We start from the raw sequence: 15,792 nt of genomic DNA, 5'->3' as shown, positions 1-15,792 counted from the left end.
GCGACCGCACCCCTAGATTCGTCGACAGGTCCACGCACAGGCGCACGGGCCGAAGGAGGAGAACCAGTGCCGAGCACCCGCACCAGGCGCGGCGCCACCCGAGGTGCCCCCATGATGCGACTGCGCATCGGGTTCGTCCTCATCGCGATGGTCCTCTCCTTCTTCGGGGCGCGACTGGTCCAGCTGCAGGGCATCGACCCCGAGTCATACGCCGTCCGCGCCGCCGCGGAGGGTGCGGTGCGCATCCCGCTGCCGGCCGAGCGCGGCGACATCCTCGACCGCAACGGCATCCCGCTGGCCGACTCGATCAAGGGCACGATGGTCATCGCCGACCCGGTCCTCACCGCCGACCGGGCGCCGGAGATCGCCCGGCTGCTCTCCGAGCGGCTCTCCGTCGACTACTTCCGGACGCTGACCGCCCTGCGCGGACGCAAGGAGGGCAGCCGCTACGAGTACGTCGCCCGGCGGGTGCCGAGCACGCTCGCGAGCGACACCCTCGCCGAGCTCGAGGAGGCCGGCTACGAGGGCATCTCGCTCGAGGACGACCCGATCCGCGACTATCCCGCCGACGACGTGGCCGCCAACCTCGTCGGCTACATGGGCACCGACGAGCCGCTCGGTGGCTTCGAGCGGACCTTCGACAAGCAGCTGGCGGGCGTCGACGGCGAGGCCACCTGGCAGTCGAACTCCGGCAAGGGCGTGCGCATCCCGCTGCAGGAGAGCACCCTGACGGCTGCGAAGGACGGCGCGCCGCTACGCACGACCATCGACCGCGACCTGCAGTGGTTCACGCAGAAGGTCCTCGCCGAGGCGGTCCAGCAGTACCGCGCCGAGAGCGGCGCAGCGGTCGTGATGGACACCCGCACCGGGGAGATCCTGGCGCTCGCCGACGTGCCCACCTTCGACGCCAACGAGCCCGCGGAGGTCGCCGACGAGGGCGACCTCGGCGCCCGCTCGATGAGCGAGACCTACGAGCCGGGCTCGGTGGCCAAGGTGCTCACCGCCGCCGCGCTCATCGACGCCGGCAAGGCCTTCCCGCGGCAGCGGTTCCGGGTGCCGCCCAACCTCGCGCGCCAGGACCGCGTCATCGGCGACTGGTTCGACCACGGCACGATCCGGCTGACCCTCGCGGGGATCATCGCCCAGTCCTCCAACATCGGCACGGTGCTGGCAGCCGACGCCTTCACCCCGGTGCAGCTCGTCGACTACCTCCAGCGCTTCGGTCTCGGCCAGCGCACCGACATCGGCGTGCGCGGGGAGACCCCGGGCATCCTGACCCCGGGCGAGGCGATGACGTCGCAGACCAAGGACCGCGTCGCCTTCGGCCAGTCGCTCTCGGTCAACGTCGCGCAGATGGCGGCCGCGGTGAACACGATCGCCAACGGCGGCGTCCGCGTCTCCCCGAGCCTCATCGCCGGCTCCGCGGTCACCGACGACGGCGTCACCGTCGGCACCGACGTGGCCACCCGGACCCGGGTCGTCAGCAAGCGCGCCGCCCGCGCGACCGCCAAGATGATGGAGAAGGTCGTCGACCCCGAGGACGGCGTCGCGCCGGGTGCCCAGGTGCCCGGCTACCTCGTCGCCGGCAAGACCGGCACCGCCCAGCGGGTCGCGCCCGACGGCACCGGCTACGACGGCAGCACGTCGGTGTCCTTCGGCGGCTTCGCGCCCGCCGACGACCCGCGCTTCACCGTCTACGTCGTCGTCCACGCCCCGCGGGTCGACGGCGGCGGTGGCTCGATCACCGGCCCCGTGTTCTCGCGGATCATGGGCTACGTGCTGGGCCGCTACGGCGTCGAGCCGACCAACGGCAAGCCGTCGCGTCTGCCCGTCGAGTGGTGAGTCGCTACGCTCGGTCGGTGGATCAGCCAGCGGACCCGAGCCACCGGGCGGTCGACCCCGCGCGTCCCCGGCAGGTGCCCGCGACCCCGGTCGCCGAGCTGGCCGGCTGGCTGACGGCACTGACCGACGTGACCGTGCACGGCGACCTCGGCGCGGCCGTCTCGGGCATCTCCCTCAGCACCGCCCGCGTGCGTCCCGGGGACCTGTACGCCGCCCTCCCGGGCGCCCGCGCCCACGGCGCGGACTTCGCCGCCCAGGCCCTCGCCTCGGGCGCGGTGGCCGTGGTGACCGACCCGGCGGGCGCTGACCGGCTGCCGCCGGGCACGCCCGCGATCGTCGTCGCGGAGCCGCGCAGCGTCCTCGGGCGTCTGGCCTCGCGGGTCTACGGCGACCCCGCCGCGGACCTGCGCGTCGTGGGCGTCACGGGCACCCAGGGCAAGACCACCACCACCCGGCTGCTCGAGCAGGGCCTGACCGCCTCGGGCGTGCCCTCGGCGGTCGTGGGCACTGTCGGCACCCGCATCGCCGGCGCGGACGTTCGGACCCAGCTCACGACACCGGAGGCACCGGACCTGCACGGCCTGTTCGCGGTGATGCGCGAGCGGGGCGTGGACACCTGCGCGATGGAGGTCTCGAGCCACGCTCTCGTGCTGGGTCGCGTCGACGGCGTGGTGTTCGACGTCGCGACGTTCCTCAACCTCGGCCGCGACCACCTCGACTTCCACGCCGACCTCGACGACTACTTCGCCGCCAAGGCGAGCCTGTTCACCCCTGAGCGCGCCCGGCTCGGCCTCACCAACGTCGACGACGACTTCGGGCGGCGACTGCTCGAGGTGGCCACCGTGCCGATGTCGACGTTCTCCGTGCACGGGGCCGACGCCGACTGGCGCGCCGTGGACGTCGAGCTGACCGCGGCCGGGGCGACGTTCACGGTCCTGGGGCCCGGCGTCGAGGTGCCCGCGGCGGTCAACCTGCCCGGCGGCTTCAACGTGTCCAACGCGCTCGCGGCCATCGCGTCCGCTGCACTCGCCGGGATCGACGCTGCAGCCGTCGCCGACGGGATCGCCGAGGTGGGCGGCGTACCGGGTCGCCTCGAGCAGGTCGCGGCGGGACAGGACTTCACCCTGGTCGTCGACTACGCCCACAAGCCCGACGCCCTCGAGGCGGTCCTCGCCACCTTGCGTCCGCTCACGCAGGGCCGGCTGCTCGTGGTGGTGGGAGCAGGCGGCGACCGCGACACGGTCAAGCGCCCGGTGATGGGCCAGATCGCGGCCGCCCTGGCCGACCTGGTGGTCGTCACCGACGACAACCCCCGCAGCGAGGACCCGGCCGCGATCCGCGCCGCCGTGCTGGCAGGTGCGCGCGGTGGGCGCGCCGAGGTGCGCGAGGTGGGCGACCGCCGGCTCGCGATCCGTGAGGCCGTCCGCTCCGCCCGCCCCGGCGACGTCGTCCTCGTCGCCGGCAAGGGTCACGAGACCGGCCAGGAGGTCGACGGCGTGGTGCATCCCTTCGACGACCGGGTGGTCGCGGCCGAGGAGGTCGCCGCTGTGACGAACCGGTCCGGCGGGGAGGCGGACGAGCGATGATCGAGATGACGCTCGGCGAGATCGCCGAGGTGGTCGGGGGAGTGGCCCACGGCGAAGCGGTCGTGACCGGCGGCGCCTTCCTCGACACGCGCACCCCGGAGCCCGGCGGACTGTTCGTGGCGATCGCCGGCGAGCGGGTGGACGGGCACGACTTCGCCGCGGCGGCCGGCGACGCCGGCGCCGTCGCGGCCCTCGGCAGCCGGCCGACGGAGCTGCCCACGGTGGTCGTCGACGACGTCACGAGTGCACTGGGCGTGCTCGCGCGGCACGTCGTGGACCGGCTCCCGGACGTGGTCGTCCTGGCGATGACCGGCTCGCAGGGCAAGACCGGCACCAAGGACTACCTCGCGCACGTGCTGGGCGAGACCGGGGCGACGGTCGCCACGCGCGGCAACTTCAACAACGAGCTCGGCGTGCCGCTGACGGTCCTGCGCGCCGCGCCCGACACCCGCTACCTCGTCGTCGAGATGGGGGCGCGCGGCGTGGGGCACATCGCCCGGCTGTGCGAGATCGCCCCGCCGCGAGTCGCTGCGGTGCTCAACGTCGGGACGGCTCACATCGGCGAGTTCGGCGACCGCGAGGCGATCGCGCAGGCCAAGGGCGAGATCGTGGAGGCGCTGCCCGCCGACGGCACGGCCGTGCTCAACGCCGACGACGCACTGGTCGCGGCGATGGCAGCCCGCACGGAGGCGGCCGTGACCACCTTCGGCAGCGGCGAGGCCGACGTGGCGGTCAGCGAGGTCAGCACCGACGACCTGGGCCGACAGTCCTTCGAGATCGTCCACCGCGGCTCGGGGGCCACCGTGCACCTCGCGCAGGTCGGGGCCTTCCAGTGGCGCAACGCGGCCGCCGCTGCCGCCATGGCGCTGGCCGCCGGCCTCGACCTCGACACGGTGGCCGACGCGCTGGGCGACGCGCGGCCGGCCAGCCGGTGGCGGATGGAGGTCACCGAGCGCCCCGACGGGCTGGTCGTCGTCAACGACGCCTACAACGCCAACCCCGAGTCGATGCGCGCCGCACTGGACACGCTCGCCGGCATGGGCAGCCGCAGCGGGCGGCGTACGGTCGCGGTGCTGGGCGAGATGTTCGAGCTCGGCGCCGGCGCGGTCGACGCGCACCGCGACGTCGGCGTGTACGCCGCCGAGGCGGGCGTCGACGTGCTGCTCACCGTGGGAGCCGCCGCAGGCGTCATGGGGGAGGGCTACGAGTCGGTCGCGACCGGCGGCGTGACGATCCCCACGGCGGGGCGTGACGCTGCCGTCGACTGGCTGCGGCACAATGTCTCGGCTGCTGATGTCGTCCTGGTGAAGGCGTCACGGGGGGCGGCGCTGGAACTGATCGCCGACGTCCTCATCGAGCAAGGGAGTAGCACCACATGAGAGCCATCCTGTTCGGAGGAGGACTCTCGCTGCTGATCTCCCTCCTCGGCACGCGCTACGCGATCCGCTTCTTCACGCGGCAGGGATTCGGGCAGCCGATCCGTGACGACGGCCCCACCACCCACCACGTCAAGCGCGGAACGCCGACGATGGGCGGCGCGGTGATCGTGCTGGCGACCGTGGTGGGCTACCTGGCCGCGAAGCTGATCACCGGCACCGCGCCGAGCGCCTCGGCGATGCTGCTGCTGTTCCTGCTGGTCGGGCTCGGCGCGGTCGGCTTCCTCGACGACTTCCTCAAGGTCAGCCGGCAGCACAACCTCGGCCTGCGCAGCCGCGCCAAGATGATCGGGCAGACCGTGGTGGCCGTGGTGTTCGGCTTCCTGGCCCTCTCGCCCGTGCTGGAGGACGAGCGCGGCTGGCGGCCCGCCTCGGACCACCTGTCGTTCATCCGCGACTACGAGCGGCTGACGCTGCCGACCATCGTGGCGATCCTGCTCATCTGGGTCATCGTGACGGGCACCAGCAACGCGGTGAACCTCGCCGACGGCCTCGACGGCCTTGCGACGGGTGCGTCGATCCTGATCTTCGCCGCCTACACGCTGGTCAACATCTGGCAGAACAGCCAGTCCTGCGCCCTCGAGGCCGGACCCAAGTGCTACGAGGTGCGCGACCCGCTCGACCTCGCCGTGGTGGCCGCGGCGCTGACCGGGGCCTGCTTCGGCTTCCTGTGGTGGAACGCCTCGCCGGCGCAGATCATCATGGGTGACACCGGCTCGCTCGCCCTGGGCGGGGCGATGGCCGGCTTCGCGATCATGACCCGCACAGAGCTGCTGCTGCTGATCATCGGCGGGCTCTTCGTGGTCATCACCCTGTCGGTCATCATCCAGGTCTCCGTGTTCAAGCTCAGCCGCGCCAGCGGGCTGGTGCGGTCGATCTTCAAGATCCAGCCCGGTCACCGGGTGTTCCGGATGACGCCCCTGCACCACCACTTCGAGATGCTCGGCTGGGAGCAGGTCACGATCGTGATCCGGTTCTGGATCATCACCGGCCTCGCCGTGGCCACGGGGATCGGGATCTTCTACGCCGAGTGGGTCGCCGGCGTTGGCTAGCACCCCGCCCCTCGGCCCGGACGACGCCGGCTCCTCGGCCGAGCGTCGCCGGGTGGACGTCGACGCGCTCGGGCGCGCCAGCGACTGGTCCGGTGTCCGGGTCGTGGTCGCCGGCTTCGGCGTCTCCGGCTTCGCCGCCGCCGACAACCTGCTGTTCCTCGGGGCCGAGGTGACCGCGCTCGACGAGGCCACCAGCGCGGAGAAGGCCGAGAAAGCCCGGCTGCTCGAGACGCTCGGTGCCACGATCCGGCTCGAGCCGGGGGCCACGGCGGTCCTGCCCGACGGCGTCGACCTCGTCGTCACCTCGCCGGGCTGGCGTCCCACCGCACCGCTGCTGGCGCAGGCCGCCGAGCGCGGCGTGCCCGTGTGGGGCGAGGTCGAGCTGGCCTGGCGGCTGCGCGACCCGGTCGCTCCCGCGCCGTGGCTGGCGGTCACCGGCACCAACGGCAAGACCACGACCGTGCAGATGCTCCGGTCGATCCTGACCGCAGCGGGCCTGCGCGTCGCCGCGGTCGGCAACGTCGGCATGCCCATCGTGGAGGCGGTGATGGACCCCGAGCCCTACGACGTCCTCGCCGTGGAGCTGTCGAGCTTCCAGCTGCACTACACCCACTCGATGTCGGCGGAGTCGGCCGCCGTGCTCAACCTCGCCGAGGACCACCTCGACTGGTACGACGACGAGGCGGGGGGCATCGGCGGCATGGAGGCCTATGCCGCCGACAAGGCACGGATCTACGAGCGGGTGCAGCGTGCCTGCGTCTACAACCTCGCCGACGCGGCCACCGAGGACATGGTCCGCGAGGCCGACGTGGTCGAGGGCGCCCGCGCCGTCGGCTTCACCCTCGGCACGCCGGCCGCCGGTGACGTGGGGGTGGTCGACGACCTGCTCGTCGACCGGGCCTTCATCGAGGAGCGGGCCACCAGCGCCGCCGAGCTCTGCACGCTGGCCGACCTCGCCTCGCCGGCTCCACACTTCGTCGCCAACGCCCTGGCGGCCGCCGCGCTGGCCCGCGCCCACGGCGTGAGCCAGCAGGCGGTGCGCGACGGCCTGCGCGCGTTCCGCCCCGACGGCCACCGCATCGCCCGCGTGGGCGAGGCCGGCGGTGTGAGCTGGGTCGACGACTCCAAGGCGACGAACCCGCATGCCGCCCAGTCCTCGTTGCGCGCGTACGAGCACGTCGTGTGGGTCGCCGGCGGCCTCGCCAAGGGCGCCCGCTTCGACGACCTGGTCCTGGCCACGCGCGATCGGCTGCGCGGCGTCGTGCTGCTCGGGCGGGACCGCCACGTCATCGCCGACGCTCTTTCGCGACACGCGCCCGATGTGCCGGTCATCGATGTGGGTGACGACGAGACTGGGGATCCGATGGGGCGCGTGGTCGACGCGGCCGCCGGGCTCGCCAGGCCCGGCGACACGGTGCTGCTGGCGCCGGGCTGCGCCTCCATGGACATGTTCACCGACTACGGCGCCCGCGGCGACGCGTTCGCCGCCGCGGTGCACCGCAGGATCGACACCACCGACTGACACCGGCCGACCACTCGTCGGCCCGGGCCCGCGACGAGGGGAGCGCAGATGACCACGGCGAACCCCGAGGACGTCTCCGCCGACGCGGCGTCGACGCAGGTGCGCGCGCCGCTCGGCGCGGGCCTGGCCGCCGGCCGGCGCTCGCTGCGCGAGGCGCTGGACAAGCCGCTCGCGTCCTACTACCTGCTCCTGGGTGCGTCCGCGCTGCTGCTCGTCATCGGTCTCATCATGGTGCTCAGCGCCTCCAGCGTGCGGTCCTACCTCACCTACGACGACTCCTACGCGGTCGTGAAGCGCCAGCTGCTGTGGGTCGTGGTCGGGCTGCCCTGCGCCTGGGTGGCCTCGCGGATGCCGGTCAAGCACGTACGTCGGCTCGCCTACCCGGGCTTCGTGCTCACCCTCGTGCTGCTGGCACTGGTCGCGCGCTTCGGCGTGCTCATCAACGGCAACAAGAACTGGCTGGCCATCGGACCGTTCACCATGCAGCCGGCCGAGGTGGCCAAGCTGGCGATCGTGCTGTGGGCGGCCAACATCTACGCCCACAAGGAGCGGCGCCTCGGCGAGCTCCACCACCTGCTGGTGCCCGTGGTGCCGGGCCTGTTCGCCGTCATCGCGCTGGTGCTCGTGGGTCGCGACCTCGGCACCGCCATGGTGCTCGCGGCGATCCTGCTCGGGATGCTGTGGGTCGTCGGCGCGCCGCTGAGGCTCTTCGGCCTCAGCCTGTCGGTGCTGGGTGTCGCCGCCGTCGCGCTCGCGGCCACCGATCCCGAACGGCTCCAGCGGATCACCCACTTCACCGACCCGTTCAAGGACTACACCAACGCCGGGTGGCAACCCGCGCACGGCCTCTACGCCCTGTCCAACGGCAAGTGGCTCGGCGAGGGCATCGGTGCCTCCACCCAGAAGTGGGGCGACCTGCCCGAGGCCCACACCGACTTCATCTTCGCCGTGCTCGGCGAGGAGCTCGGCCTGGCGGGCACCCTGCTCGTGGTCGGGCTGTTCTTCACCATCGCCTACGCCGCCATCCGCGTGGCCCTGAGCACGGAGGACCCCTTCGTCCGCTACGCCACGTTCGGCATCGTCGTGTGGCTGCTCGGCCAGATGATGATCAACGTCGGCATGGTGCTCGCGGTGCTGCCCGTGATCGGCATCCCGCTGCCCATCGTCTCCTACGGCGGGTCGGCGCTGCTGCCGTCACTCGTCGCGCTGGGGCTGGTCATCGGGTTCGCCCGCCGCGAGCCCGAGGCGGCGGCCGCGCTGGCGGCACGCCGACGTGACCGCTCCGCCGGCCTGTCGGCAGCGACCCGCTCCGACCTCCCTCGCTAGATTTGGGCTGATGCGCGTACTCCTCGCCGGCGGCGGCTCCGCCGGCCACACCTCGCCCCTGCTCGCCACTGCCGACGCCCTGCGTCGGCTCGACCCCGCGACGGAGGTCACCTGTCTCGGCACGCGCGAGGGGCTGGAGGCCCGGCTGGTCCCGGAGGCCGGGCTGCCGCTGGAGGTGGTGCCTCGGGTGCCGCTGCCCCGCAGGCCCGGCCCCGACCTGCTGCGTACGCCGACCCGGCTGCGCGCCGCTCGCGCCGCCGCCCTCGAGGTGGTCGACCGGGTGCGCCCCGACGTGATCGTCGGGTTCGGCGGCTACGTCTCGGTCCCGGCCTACCTCGCCGCACGCAAGCGCGGACTGCCGCTCGTGGTCCACGAGGGCAACGCGATCCCCGGCGTCGCCAACCGGCTGGGCGCCCGGATGACCACCCACGTCGCGACCAGCTTCCCCGACACCGCGCTCCCGCACGCCGTCTGCACCGGGCTGCCGATCCGGCGGCTGATCTCCACCATGGACCGCGACGCGCTGCGCGCCGAGGCGCTGGCGACGTTCGGCCTGCGCGCCGACCTGCCCACGCTGCTCGTGACCGGCGGCTCGCAGGGCGCCGCCCGGATCAACGCGGCGGTCTCCGGTGCCGCGGCCGCGCTTGCCGCCGCCGGGGTGCAGGTGCTGCACGTGGTGGGTCCCAAGCACGAGCTGGCCGTGCCCGCGGGCGAGGTCCCCTACGTCGTGCTCAACTACGTCGACCGGATGGACCTGGCCTACGCCGCCGCCGACGCCGTGCTGTGCCGCTCGGGCAGCAACACCGTCACCGAGGTCTCCGGGGTCGGCCTGCCCGCGATCTACGTGCCCCTCCCGATCGGCAACGGCGAGCAGTCGCTCAACGCCCGACCGGTCATCGATGCGGGGGGCGGGCTGCTGGTCGCCGACGGTGCGCTCACCCCCGAGTGGGTCACCGCCAGCGTCCCCGCCCTGCTGACCGACCGCCCGCGACTCGCGCAGATGGGCGCGGCGGCTCGCGGGGTGGTGCCCCTCGACGGCGACGAGAAGCTCGCCCGCATCGTCCTGGCGGCCGCCGCTGACGGAGGCTCGCGGTGAGGATCCCGGTCCCCGACGAGATCCTTCCCGCCTCCGAGCTCGGCCGGGTCCACTGCGTCGGCATCGGCGGCGCGGGCATCTCGGCGATCGCCCGCATCCTGGCCGCTCGCGGGCTCGCCGTCTCCGGCAGCGACGACCACGACACGCCGTTCCTGCCGGCCCTGCGCGAGCTCGGCGTCACCTGCCACCTGGGCTACGACGCCGCGCACGTCGGCGACGCCGACACCCTCGTCGTGACCACCGCGGCGCGCGAGGACAACCCCGAGGTGCTCGAGGCACGGCGGCGCGGCCTGCGGGTCCTGCCGCGGTCCGCGGGCCTGGCCGCGGTGATGGTGGGCTCGCGCGTGCTCGCGGTCGCCGGCACGCACGGCAAGACGACCACCACCGGGCTGCTGACCTCCGCCCTGCTCGCGGCGGGCCTGGACCCCTCGTACGCCGTCGGGGGCGTGCTCACCGCCACCGGCCGCAACGCCGACGCGGGGACCGACGACCTCTTCGTCGCGGAGGCCGACGAGAGCGACGGCGCGTTCCTCGTCTACCGGCCGCACGCGGCGATCGTGACCAACGTGGAGGCGGACCACCTCGACAACTGGGGCACCGAGCAGGCTTACCACCGCGCGTTCGAGGAGTTCGCCGGCACGGTCGACCGCTCCGGCTTCCTGGTCTGCGTGGTGGACGATCCCGGTGCCGCCCGGCTGGCCGACCATGCCCGCGAGCAGGGCCTCGAGGTCGTGACGGTGGGGGAGTCGCCCGACGCGGACCTGCGCATCCACGACCTGGTGCTCGCGGGGTCCACCTCGACGTGCCGGGTGTCCCGTGCCGGCACCGATCTCGGCGAGCTGCGGCTGCGGATCCCCGGGCGCCACTACGTCCTCGACGCGGTGGCGGCGCTCGCGATGGGCCTGCGCCTCGGCTGCGACTTCGCCGCGCTGGCCGACGGCCTGGGCTCGTTCACCGGCACGGGCCGGCGGATGGAGCTCAAGGGCGAGGTGGCCGGCGTGCGCGTCTACGACTCCTACGCCCACCACCCCGTCGAGATCCGCGGGGACCTCGAGGCAGCCCGCGCCCTCGCCGGCCCGGGCCGCGTGGTGGCCGCCTTCCAGCCCCACCTCGTCTCGCGCACCCGGATCTTCGGCGAGGCCATGGGAGTCGCCCTGGGTGCCGCCGACGAGGTCGTCGTGCTCGACGTCTACGTCGCCCGGGAGGAGCCGGACCCCGACGTCACCGGGCGGCTCGTCGCCGACGCCGTACCGCTGCCCGCCGAGCACGTCGCCTACGCCGACGGGCTGGACGCCGCCGCCCAGGCACTGGTCGCGCGCGCGCGAGCCGGTGACCTCGTCATCACGCTGGGCGCGGGCGACATCACGAACGTCGGACCCCGGGTGCTCGACCTGCTCGGGGGTCGCTGAGTGGAGCAGGACGAGCGTACGGCTCTGCGCACCCGCCGCCGGTTCGCGCGGCGCCAGTGGGCACGACGCTGGATGTCGCTGCGCTACGCGGTCGCCGCGCTCGCCCTGCTCGCCGTCCTCGCGACGTCCGTCTACCTGGTCTTCTTCTCGACCACCCTCCAGGTCCGCAAGGTGGCGGTCGCCGGCAACGAGCTGCTCAGCGACGCGAAGGTGCGCCGGATCGCCGACGTGCCCCTCGGTGAGCAGCTCGCCCTCGTGGACCTGGCACGCGCCGACGCGCGCGTGGGCGCGCTCGCGGAGGTGGCGTCGGTCGACGTGACGCGGACCTGGCCCGACGGCGTCCGCATCGAGGTCGTCGAGCGCACGGCGGTCGCCGTGGTGGAGCTCGACGGCCGCCTACGCGGTCTCGACGCAGACGGCGTGGTGTTCCGCGACTACCGCTCGGTGCCGCAGGGGATGCCTCTCATCCGGTCGGGCGCCGCCGCGGGCACCGACGCGTTGAGGGAGGCTGCCACCGTGGTGTCGGCGCTCCCGGAGGACCTCGCCACGAGGGTGGACCACGTGGAGGTCGCCACGGTCGACCAGATCACGCTGGTCATGCGCGACCAGCGGCAGGTGCTGTGGGGGAGCGCGGAGGAGTCCGAGCTCAAGGCCCAGGTCATCGACGCGCTCATGACCGCGCAGCAGGCGCGCGTCTACGACGTCAGCGTCCCCGGCAACCCGACGGTGCGCGAGCCGGTCGGCTGAGTGCGGGCCCCGCCGGGCGCGTCCCGGTCGAAATCCGTACGACCCGCGCCGGTCCGGCGTGTCGCGGGCAGCGCGGCCAGCCGCGCTGCCTATGGTCGTGCGAAAGACGAGGTTGACATAACTATAACCCTCAGGTTCACGGTTAGGGTTCCGCGATCCCGAGGGAAGCAGTCCTTCTAGTCCTCCTCGTCCCCCCAGTACTCGCACCCCTCTCGACGAAAGGCCCCGGAGCCGTGGCAGCAGCGCAGAACTACCTGGCGATCATCAAGGTCGTGGGCATCGGCGGCGGTGGCGTCAACGCCGTCAACCGGATGATCGAGGTCGGCCTCAAGGGCGTCGAGTTCATCGCGATCAACACCGACGCCCAGGCACTCCTCATGAGCGACGCCGACGTCAAGCTCGACATCGGCCGCGAGCTCACCCGCGGCCTCGGCGCCGGCGCCAACCCCGAGGTCGGCGCGAAGGCCGCCGAGGACCACGCCGACGAGATCGAGGAGGTCATCAAGGGCGCCGACATGGTGTTCGTGACCGCCGGCGAGGGCGGCGGCACCGGCACGGGCGGCGCGCCCGTCGTGGCACGCATCGCCCGCTCGCTCGGTGCCCTGACCATCGGCGTCGTGACGCGGCCGTTCGCCTTCGAGGGTCGCCGGCGCGCGAACTCCGCGGAGGAGGGCATCAGCCAGCTCCGCGAGGAGGTCGACACGCTCATCGTGATCCCCAACGACCGGCTGCTGTCGATCACCGACCGCAACGTGTCGATCCTCGACGCCTTCAAGCAGGCCGACCAGGTGCTGCTCCAGGGTGTCTCCGGCATCACCGACCTGATCACCACCCCCGGCCTGATCAACCTCGACTTCGCCGACGTCAAGTCGGTGATGGCCAACGCCGGCTCGGCCCTGATGGGCATCGGGTCCGCCCGCGGCGAGGACCGCGCGGTCGCCGCCGCCGAGATGGCCGTGTCCAGCCCCCTGCTCGAGGCGAGCATCGAGGGCGCGCACGGCGTGCTGCTCTCCATCGCCGGTGGCTCCGACCTCGGCCTGTTCGAGATCAACGAGGCCGCCGCGCTGGTGTCGCAGTCCGCGCACGCCGAGGCCAACATCATCTTCGGCGCGACCATCGACGACGCGCTCGGCGACGAGGTCCGCGTCACCGTCATCGCCGCCGGCTTCGACGGCGGCATGCCCAAGCGCCGCCCCGAGGGCAACGTCCTGCGCCCGAGCCAGCCGACCCCGGCCCAGGAGCAGGCGAGGGGAGCCGCACAGCAGCCGGCGACCCAGGTCGCGGCGCCGCAGAAGCCCAGCGGCGTCGCCCCCAGTGGCGCACCCAGCGGCATCGCACCCAGCGCTCCGGCGACGCCCCCTGCGCCGGCACCCGCGGGCCAGTCCACCCCGTCGGCGCCGCCGCGCCCCGCCCGGCAGGTCCAGTTCGACGACGACGACCTCGACGTCCCCGACTTCCTGAAGTAGCACGTGTTCGCGCTCCGCGACTCTCGTGACGGCGACGTCTCCCGGCTCCGGGTGGACGTCGCCTTCACTGACTCGTCCCTCGACCTCCAGGGCCTTCGCGACGACTTCCCCGAAGGGCTCGCGCGGCTCGAGGAGGTCGTCGGCGTCCCGCTCGCCCGGCTCTCCCAGGTGCACGGCGCCGACGTGCTCGTCGTCGATGCGCCCATGGCGCTGGGCGAGGTGCCCTTCGCCGACGGGCTCGTCACCACCACGCGCGGTCTGGGTCTCATGGTGCGCGCCGCGGACTGCGTGCCGCTCCTGCTCGCCGACCCGGAGGCCGGAGTGATCGGGGCGGTGCACGCCGGCCGACCCGGGATGGCGCTCGGCATCGCCTCGCGTGCGGTCGCAGTGATGCGGGAGCAGGGTGCGACCACGATCAGCGCCTGGCTGGGACCCCGGGTGTGCGGCTCCTGCTACGAGGTGCCGGAGCAGATGCGCGCGGACGTCAGTGCTGTGGTCCCGGAGGCGTGGGCCGAGACGTCGTGGGGGACCCCCGCCCTCGACATCGGTGCGGGCGTGCGCGCCCAGCTCGAGCGCGCCGGCGTTGACGTCGTCGACGTCGCACGGTGCACCCTCGAGGACGCGAACCTTCACTCCTACCGTCGCGACGGGAAGGCCGCTGGACGCCACGGTGGGCTGGTGTGGCTCTCGTGATGCGCGCGGACGAGCTTGCGGCCAACCTCGCCGCGGTACGCCGCCGCATCGAGGTCGCGTGCGAGAGCGCCGGGCGCGACCCCGGGGAGGTGTCCCTCGTGGTCGTGACCAAGTTCTTCCCAGCCTCTGACGTTCGTCTCCTCGCCGACCTCGGCGTCACCGACGTGGGCGAGAACCGGCACCAGGAGGCCGAGGCCAAGGCGGCCGAGTGCGCCGACCTCGGGCTGCGCTGGCACTTCATCGGAGGACTGCAGTCCAACAAGGCGGCGGCTGTGGCGTCGTACGCCGACGTCGTGGAGTCGCTCGACCGCGCCAAGCTGGTCGGCCCGCTGTCGCGAGGCGCCCAGGCGCGGACGGACGCGACCGGTGTCGCGGCCGGGGTCGACGTGCTGCTCCAGGTCAGCCTCGACCCGCCCGGCACCGGCCACCGGTCCGGGGCCGCGCCTGCCGAGCTCGACCCGTTGGCACAGCGCGTGGAGGAGTCCGAGACCCTCCGGCTGCGCGGCCTGATGGCCGTCGCGCCGCTGGGGGAGGACCCCGCCGCCGCCTTCGCCAGGCTCGCCGCGATCCGCGAGGACTTCGTGCGCGAGCACCCTCGCGCCACCGTGCTGTCGGCAGGCATGAGCGGCGACCTCGAGGCAGCCGTCGCGCACGGTGCGACACACGTGCGTGTCGGCTCCGCGGTCCTCGGTCCGAGGCCTGCGGTCCAGTAATGTCCACATCAGTTCACAGGCGCCCGGTCCCGGGTGTCGGGTCTAGCGGAGGATCTGTCTCATGAGCGGCGCGATGCGCAGGATCGGCGAGTACCTCGGCCTGCTCGAGGACACCGGCCACTACGACGAGCACGACGGTGACAGCGAGACCACCACCCACGAGGCCGTCGAGCAGCGCCCGGTCACCCGCGAGCGTCGCCCTGCCCCTGTGTCCGACCTCGCCGAGCGCCGTCGTCCGGCCCCGGTCCAGACAGGAGTCGTGGCCGAGTTGAGCCGCATCACCACCCTGCACCCGCGCAACTACAACGAGGCGCGCCTGGTGGGGGAGAACTACCGCGACGGCACGCCCGTCATCATGAACCTCAGCGAGATGGACGACAACGACGCCAAGCGTCTCGTCGACTTCGCCGCCGGACTGATCTTCGCCACGCGCGGCTCGATCGAGCGGGTGACCAACAAGGTGTTCCTCCTCTCGCCGCCCAACGTCACGGTCGCGGCCGAGGACAAGGAGCGGATCGCCGAGGACGGCTTCTTCAACCAGAGCTGACCCATACTCGACTCGTGGAGATCTTCGGTTCGGTCCTCTGGTACATCCTGTTCGTCTTCATCGGACTGCTCTGGATCCGGTTCGTCGTCGACTGGGTGCAGGTCTTCGCACGCCGCTGGGAGCCGCGGGGCCCGTTGCTGGTCGCGCTCGAGGGCGTGTACTCGGCCACGGACCCGCCGATCGTCGCGCTGCGCCGCGTCGTCCCGCCGCTGCGGATCGGCCAGGTCGCCCTCGACCTCAGCTTCCTGCTGGTGATGGTGACCGCGTGGCTGCTGCTCAACGTGGTCGAGACGGTCTTCTTGACGCCGTAGTCTGAACCATCCGTCACACGGGTCACTGTGCCCCGCGCGACTCCGG

Annotated in this window: 14 protein-coding genes; all 14 read left to right on the top strand. The window is 73.1% G+C overall.

Translation table 11 applies throughout. The annotated features are described in order from the left end of the window. The first annotated feature begins 111 nt into the window (after nucleotides 1-111). The 14 genes from J3P41_RS01540 (at nucleotide 112) to J3P41_RS01475 (ending at nucleotide 15,746) form a co-directional block, all read left to right on the top strand. The gene (locus J3P41_RS01540; RefSeq protein WP_210443452.1) at nucleotides 112-1,842 is read left to right on the top strand and encodes a penicillin-binding protein 2; all 1,731 of its coding nucleotides are present in this window, start codon (nucleotides 112-114) and stop codon (nucleotides 1,840-1,842) included. Nucleotides 1,843-1,970: 128 nt separating this feature from the next. Next, entirely contained in the window at nucleotides 1,971-3,428 is a 1,458-nt protein-coding gene (locus J3P41_RS01535; RefSeq protein ID WP_374192868.1) for a UDP-N-acetylmuramoyl-L-alanyl-D-glutamate--2,6-diaminopimelate ligase, read from the top strand. Then, nucleotides 3,425-4,807: a UDP-N-acetylmuramoyl-tripeptide--D-alanyl-D-alanine ligase gene (gene murF / locus J3P41_RS01530; RefSeq protein WP_210443451.1), complete on the top strand. Its 1,383-nt coding sequence runs from the start codon at nucleotides 3,425-3,427 to the stop codon at nucleotides 4,805-4,807. The genes J3P41_RS01535 and murF overlap by 4 nt, the downstream gene beginning before the upstream one ends. Then, a complete protein-coding gene (gene mraY, locus J3P41_RS01525; protein ID WP_210443450.1) occupies nucleotides 4,804-5,916 on the top strand; it encodes a phospho-N-acetylmuramoyl-pentapeptide-transferase in 1,113 nt (370 codons plus the stop codon). The genes murF and mraY overlap by 4 nt, the downstream gene beginning before the upstream one ends. Nucleotides 5,917-5,968: 52 nt before the next feature. Then, nucleotides 5,969-7,438 carry a UDP-N-acetylmuramoyl-L-alanine--D-glutamate ligase gene (gene murD / locus J3P41_RS01520; protein ID WP_210649678.1) on the top strand — a complete coding sequence of 490 codons (1,470 nt, stop codon included), beginning with the start codon at nucleotides 5,969-5,971 and terminating at the stop codon, nucleotides 7,436-7,438. Between the two features lie 48 nt (nucleotides 7,439-7,486). Beyond that, complete coding sequence (gene ftsW, locus J3P41_RS01515; protein ID WP_210443449.1) at nucleotides 7,487-8,764, top strand: putative lipid II flippase FtsW; 1,278 nt, start codon at nucleotides 7,487-7,489, stop codon at nucleotides 8,762-8,764. Between the two features lie 10 nt (nucleotides 8,765-8,774). Further along, on the top strand, nucleotides 8,775-9,860 hold the full coding sequence (locus J3P41_RS01510; protein ID WP_210443448.1) for a glycosyltransferase: 1,086 nt from the start codon (nucleotides 8,775-8,777) through the stop codon (nucleotides 9,858-9,860). Beyond that, on the top strand, nucleotides 9,857-11,269 hold the full coding sequence (gene murC / locus J3P41_RS01505; RefSeq protein ID WP_210443447.1) for a UDP-N-acetylmuramate--L-alanine ligase: 1,413 nt from the start codon (nucleotides 9,857-9,859) through the stop codon (nucleotides 11,267-11,269). The genes J3P41_RS01510 and murC overlap by 4 nt, the downstream gene beginning before the upstream one ends. Then, nucleotides 11,270-12,016, top strand: a complete 747-nt coding sequence (locus J3P41_RS01500) for an FtsQ-type POTRA domain-containing protein (RefSeq protein ID WP_307861776.1) — start codon at nucleotides 11,270-11,272, stop codon at nucleotides 12,014-12,016. Nucleotides 12,017-12,249: 233 nt separating this feature from the next. Continuing rightward, nucleotides 12,250-13,482, top strand: coding sequence for a cell division protein FtsZ (gene ftsZ, locus J3P41_RS01495; protein WP_210443446.1), 1,233 nt, complete (start codon nucleotides 12,250-12,252; stop codon nucleotides 13,480-13,482). Between the two features lie 3 nt (nucleotides 13,483-13,485). After that, on the top strand, nucleotides 13,486-14,175 hold the full coding sequence (locus J3P41_RS01490; protein WP_210443445.1) for a polyphenol oxidase family protein: 690 nt from the start codon (nucleotides 13,486-13,488) through the stop codon (nucleotides 14,173-14,175). After that, nucleotides 14,175-14,888, top strand: coding sequence for a YggS family pyridoxal phosphate-dependent enzyme (locus J3P41_RS01485; RefSeq protein ID WP_210443444.1), 714 nt, complete (start codon nucleotides 14,175-14,177; stop codon nucleotides 14,886-14,888). The genes J3P41_RS01490 and J3P41_RS01485 overlap by 1 nt, the downstream gene beginning before the upstream one ends. Nucleotides 14,889-14,949: 61 nt before the next feature. Further along, nucleotides 14,950-15,435 carry a cell division protein SepF gene (locus tag J3P41_RS01480; protein WP_210443443.1) on the top strand — a complete coding sequence of 162 codons (486 nt, stop codon included), beginning with the start codon at nucleotides 14,950-14,952 and terminating at the stop codon, nucleotides 15,433-15,435. 14 nt (nucleotides 15,436-15,449) lie between these two features. Next, entirely contained in the window at nucleotides 15,450-15,746 is a 297-nt protein-coding gene (locus J3P41_RS01475) for a YggT family protein (protein WP_210443442.1), read from the top strand. The last annotated feature ends 46 nt before the right edge of the window (nucleotides 15,747-15,792 follow it).

The sequence above is a fragment of the Nocardioides sp. SYSU D00065 genome (assembly GCF_017916425.1).
Taxonomy (GTDB): Bacteria; Actinomycetota; Actinomycetes; order Propionibacteriales; family Nocardioidaceae; genus Nocardioides.
Note: the sequence above shows the minus strand (reverse complement) of the source record. Positions and strands in the feature narration are given on the sequence as shown.